This window comes from Arthrobacter sp. E70 (assembly GCF_058266945.1).
Genome location: NZ_JBYQFR010000029.1, coordinates 1 through 5,136, shown reverse-complemented (window position 1 = coordinate 5,136; position 5,136 = coordinate 1). Strand labels below are relative to the sequence as shown.

At 63.5% G+C, this 5,136-nt stretch carries 5 protein-coding genes; all 5 read right to left on the bottom strand.

Annotated features, from left to right (window positions below):
• Positions 1–116: 116 nt before the first annotated feature.
• The gene (locus AC3IMC_RS20365; protein ID WP_201435003.1) at positions 117–383 is read right to left on the bottom strand and encodes a hypothetical protein; all 267 of its coding nucleotides are present in this window, start codon (positions 381–383) and stop codon (positions 117–119) included.
• A gap of 69 nt (positions 384–452) precedes the next feature.
• Positions 453–1,478, bottom strand: coding sequence for a 6-phosphofructokinase (locus AC3IMC_RS20360; RefSeq protein ID WP_490920714.1), 1,026 nt, complete (start codon positions 1,476–1,478; stop codon positions 453–455).
• Positions 1,479–1,840: 362 nt separating this feature from the next.
• On the bottom strand, positions 1,841–2,863 hold the full coding sequence (gene galE, locus AC3IMC_RS20355; RefSeq protein WP_201435006.1) for a UDP-glucose 4-epimerase GalE: 1,023 nt from the start codon (positions 2,861–2,863) through the stop codon (positions 1,841–1,843).
• Positions 2,860–3,822: an aldose 1-epimerase family protein gene (locus AC3IMC_RS20350; RefSeq protein WP_490920715.1), complete on the bottom strand. Its 963-nt coding sequence runs from the start codon at positions 3,820–3,822 to the stop codon at positions 2,860–2,862. The genes galE and AC3IMC_RS20350 overlap by 4 nt, the downstream gene beginning before the upstream one ends.
• An 11-nt stretch (positions 3,823–3,833) precedes the next feature.
• Positions 3,834–5,136: beta-galactosidase small subunit-related protein (locus AC3IMC_RS20345; protein ID WP_490920713.1), on the bottom strand; the 1,303-nt coding region annotated here is incomplete at its 5' end.

Here is a 5,136-nt window from a genome sequence, read left to right as displayed (position 1 = left end):
GTGTGCTTCAATGATGAGGCGCCCTTGAGCTACACCATCTGGACCATGAGGTGCGAGCCGTTGGCCGTTGAAGCTTGAGTGCACATCTGGTCCCCGCGACACGATCGCTGTCAGTTTCAGATACGACGAATGTACGTTCCTGGTTGTTGTTCTACAACGCGCCGGCTGTGGGCTCCGTCCTGCATCAGCCACAGTAGAGATCCGTCGGCCATGACAGCTTCGACCCGCCCGCGGTCGGTCACGCTGCCGTGAGTGTGAACTTCGACGTCCTGGTTGGTCAGCACAGTCCAGTCGTCAACAGGCTGCCACGGTGCGAAAGAGTGGGTGTTTGTTTGGTCTTGATTCGGCGTCGTGCTTGTTTGCATGTCGTCCTCGAGCTTCATTGCAGCAGACGCTGAGCAGCTTTGTGACGGGGAGCATAGCGTTCGCGAATAATGTTTGTTTTTTGAGTGTTAGCCGAACAGGACGGCCGCTTCGTCGTAACGCTTCTGCGGGACGGTCTTGAGCTGACCCAGAGCTTCATGGAAGTTGACGTGCTGGATGTCCGTTCCCTTTAGGGTCACCATGGTGCCCCAGTAGCCTTCAACGACGGAGTCGATGGCCGCCATCCCGAGGCGGGTGGCCAGAACCCGGTCGAAGGCGGAGGGGACGCCGCCGCGCTGGATATGGCCCAGGATGGTGGCGCGGGTTTCAATGCCAGTCCGGGCTTCCAGCTCAGGTGCGAGCTGCTCGGCGATGCCGCCCAGGCGGGGACGGCCGAAGGTGTCCAGGCCACGCTCGGAATAAGCCCCGTCCATATGTTCGGGAATGAAGCCTTCTGCGACGACCACCAGGGGTGCGCGGCCACGGTGGTGGGCTTCCTTTACCCATTGGGTGATCTGGTTGATGCTGACTTTTTGTTCGGGGATGAGGATGGCGTGGGCGCCGGTGGCCATTCCGGCGTGCAGCGCGATCCAGCCCACGTGGCGGCCCATCACTTCGGCGATCATGCACCGGTGGTGGGACTCGCCGGTGGTCCGCAGCCGGTCGATGGCTTCCGTGGCGATCTGCACGGCGGTGTCGAAACCAAAGGTGTAGTCAGTGGCGTCGAGGTCGTTATCCACGGTCTTCGGAACACCGACGATTTTCAGACCGACGTCAGTGAGGCGCTTGGCCGCGGCCAGGGTACCTTCACCGCCGATCGCGATCATCGCGTCGATGCCCAGGCGGTCCATGTGGGCCTTGATGACCTCGGGGCCACCGCCATTTTCGAACGGGTTGGTGCGCGAGGTGCCCAGGATGGTGCCGCCCTGCTTGGCGATGCCGCGGACCATGGTGCGGGGGATGTCGATGATGTCGCCCTCCACCACGCCGCGCCATCCGTCGAGGAAGCCGACGAACTCGTGGCCGTGGATGGCGATGCCTTTCAGCACGGCGCCGCGGATGACCGCGTTCAATCCGGGGCAGTCGCCACCGCTGGTGAAGATTCCAATTTTCATGCGTAATTCCTAGAGTTGCCGTGTTGGAAGGGGGCTCATCAGAAAAGGCGATACAGCCATAAGGCTGATTCGACTTATCGCCTTCTCGTATTACCAGGTAGTTTGTTCGTAGCTCATGCCGCAGGGAACATCGGGGTCGAGGCTTACGATGACAGTCCCCGGAGCCGTCCGGGTCACCAGAATTCCCTGCCTCCGATATCTCGCGCAAACAGCGAGTTCTTGGACGGCGGCCTCGACGGCTGCATCCAAACGGGTTCGTGTGTGCACATGAACGGTGATGGAATCGTGTTGGGTGCGTTCGTGCTCGTGGAAGTCCGTGCAGGTGGAGTTCTCTGGCTGCATTTATCCACTGCTCCTACAGTTCATTTTCGGCGGGATATATAGCCTTGGGGGTTGTTTTCCTGCCAGCGCCAGTGGTCTTCACACATCTGGTCCACGGTCTTGGTGGTGGACCAGCTCAGGTCAGCCAGAGCGGAGCTGGAGTCGGCCCAGAACGCGGGCAGGTCTCCCGCGCGGCGGCCGGTGATCTCGTAGGGGATGGGCCTACCCACCGCCTTTTCGAACGAGCGCAGGACCTCCAGGACGGAAGAGCCCTTGCCGGAGCCGAGGTTCCAGCGGAAGACGCCGGTGCTTCCGGCGATGTAGTTCAGCGCCGCGACGTGTCCTTCGGCGAGGTCCACCACGTGGATGTAGTCGCGCAGGCAGGTGCCGTCGGGGGTGTCGTAGTCGCCACCGAAGACCCTGAGCTTCTCTCGGCGGCCCACGGCCACCTGGGCGATGAACGGGACCAGGTTGTTGGGGATACCCTGCGGGTCCTCGCCAATCCGTCCGGAGGGGTGTGCGCCCACCGGGTTGAAGTAGCGCAGCAGTGCGATGTGCCAGCGGGAGTGGGCGGCTCCGAGGTCGGAGAGGATGTCCTCGATCTGTTCCTTGGTGCGTCCATAGGGGTTGTTGGCGCCAATCTCCATCGTTTCCACGTAGGGGATGGCGTTGTGTTCGCCGTAGACGGTGGCAGAGGAGCTGAACACGATGGAGCGGACGTCATGCCGGTCCATGGCGCGGATCAGGTTCAACGTGCTCACCAGGTTGTTGTAGTAGTACTTCAGCGGCTCCTGCACCGACTCGCCCACGGCTTTGAGCCCGGCAAAATGGATGACCGCATCGATGCCGGCGCCGGCGAAGACATCCTCGACGGCGGCTTCGTCGACCAGGTCAACATGGTGGAACTCCGCGGTCTTGCCGCTGAGTTCAGCCACGCGACGCAGTGACTCCTCGCTGGAGTTGACCAGGTTGTCGATGACGACCACGTCGTGACCGGCTTCCTGCAGGGACAAAACAGTGTGGGAACCGATATAACCTGTGCCGCCTGTAACCAAGATTTTCATGAGCGAGTGTGGGTTGGGTTTGCAGGTATCGCTTCGATGTTCCAGCTCGCGGTATGACTTTGCCCCGGGAGGAGGACTATGAGGTCTGTCCTGGTGTTGAAGGCATTAGGCGGACAGGTCATTGGTTCTACCGCCAGGCCGGCTCTGCTGGATTCCACATCCGGAAGGTCGGCTGTGTGTATCTGAACCCAGGGACAGTCCCGGCCCCATGTCATCGAAGTTCCCGACCCGTCCCATGTCGTCAGGCGTGCAGTTGAGTAGCCCTCATCGTCACGTACAACGTCGGTAAAGGCATGGTCTAGTGTTGTGGAACCGATAGGTCGGGGGGACACAAAGTCGTAGCGTCGATCATCGGAAACGTCGCTTACTCCCGTTGGTACCAGAAGGTCTGCCGTGACTTGCTGCACTTTCCTTGCGGGCAGCTCGAGAATCCAGTCGTCAACCCGGCCCTCGCCGGCGATCAGGTACGGGTGTCCGACCGCCCCGTAAGGTGCTGAGCCGGGGCCGGTGTTGGTGGCTGTAACCGTGGTGTGCAGCCCGGAAAGATCCAGCTGGTAGGACACCTGTACGTCCAAACGGAAGGGGTAACCGCTCCGCGCTTGAATGACGGTGGACAGAATTGCCGAGGACTCGTCGGATTCCACGCGGCACCAGTCTTGCCAGGCCAGTAACCCATGGAGCGCATGGCCCCGGCTCGGTTCGTTGATACCGAGCTGGTATTCCACGCCTTCGAATTCATACCGACCTGCGATCACCCTGTTGGGCCAGGGGGCCAAGACTGCACCTCGGTAGGCGGGGCGGACCTGATGTTCCGAAAAGGGGAGAATCAGGTCTCTGCCGTTGTGGCGCAAGGAGCGCAACGTTGCACCTACGCTGGCTACTTCGGCGGTGTAGGGGCCGTAGCGCAGCGTGGTCTGTCGACCCGAGATCGGGACGGTATCGGTGCTCGTCCTGGGCATTACGAGGCTGGTCATTTGGGGGCCCCCAGGCGGAAAGTGAGCGTTCGTGCCTCCGGCGCCAACGCTGACTCGGGCCAAACATCCGGGCCACACGAGCGGGTGCCGAGCCCGTGCTGAGCCGCATCGAGGTATAGCCATGAGCGCGTGGCAAGAGGCAGCTCGTGCGGGTGTCCAGCTGCGGCCAGCTCCTGGGCCGTGTAGCGGCTCAAGGTGAAGCCCGGCAGGCGGCCCCGTGCATCCGGGAACGCGTCGAACCGTACCCACGGTTCTGAGCCCCGGAGCAGGCTGAGCGAACGAAGGCCCCCGCGGTGACCGGTCTCCTGCGGCCCCGCGTATGGCACGGCGAGCTGATCGATCCCGGCGGCGTACCCTCCTACATGCGCAGCTTCGAGGCTGTCCGGGTAGGACTCGTGTGGGCCCAGCCCGAACCATGACGCTGCGTCCACGTGGGTGGGTAGCCCGAACCGGACCCCGACGCGGGGCCACACGCCGCCCCAATCGGAGGACGGAAGAATGTCCACCCGCAGCCACAGACCTTCGGAATCGAGGATCCATTGCTCCTCGACGGTGACGGTGCGGACCTGGTCCGCCGCGGCGTACCGGGTGCGCACACGGAGGGCCCGTTCATCGAGCACTTCGACTGCCTCAACGCGCCCGTGCAGCCGGTCCAGTCCGGCTTTGTACCAGCGTGCTGCCGACGAAGGCCCGGGAGCTCCTACGCCGGGGATTCCGTCTGCGTCTGGTGCCCAGGGGTCGGTGTCGATGTATCCACCCCGGGATTCGCCGCGGTCATTGTCCGTGGGAGCCCGGAACAGTTCAAGGCGGGGCCCATCGACAGGGAGGCCCGCGAGTGTAACGAGTCGCCCTTGATCGAAGACTGCCGGTCCGAGCTCCAGGAGCCCAGCGCTTTCCCCTTGCCGCCAAGCTCGGCCCGGGAGCCCGGCAGCGAACGGCAGCGGGCGCGTCGCGGATAACGCGAGGCGGCCCTGCGCCGAGGCGACTTCGTGCCCGGAAGGCGCCCACCCGGCATCCTGCGCGAGGACGGCCTCGACGGTCACCCATACCTCTCCTGTGCATCCTTCCGCGGACACTGGGAGGGGCACTGAGGCCGAAGCGCCAGGGGCGAGAGGACCGCCGTCGAGCCCATCGACGGTGAGCTCACCGGAGGCGACTGGTTCGCCGTTATCTTCAAGGCGCCAGCGGAAGACCAGGTCTCCCAGATCAGCGCTGTGTCGCAGGTTTCCCACCCGGACCAGGGGCTTGCCGCCCGGCTCGAGCCCTTCAAAGGTAAGTCCCACTGGCGCCACGGCGGCC

Excerpts from the sequence above, each read along its gene's own strand:
- galE (WP_201435006.1), bottom strand. The coding sequence starts at position 2,863 with ATGAAAATCTTGGTTACAGGCGGCACAGGTTATATCGGTTCCCACACT.
- AC3IMC_RS20360 (WP_490920714.1), bottom strand. The coding sequence starts at position 1,478 with ATGAAAATTGGAATCTTCACCAGCGGTGGCGACTGCCCCGGATTGAAC.
- AC3IMC_RS20365 (WP_201435003.1), bottom strand. The coding sequence starts at position 383 with ATGAAGCTCGAGGACGACATGCAAACAAGCACGACGCCGAATCAAGAC.
- AC3IMC_RS20350 (WP_490920715.1), bottom strand. The coding sequence starts at position 3,822 with ATGCCCAGGACGAGCACCGATACCGTCCCGATCTCGGGTCGACAGACC.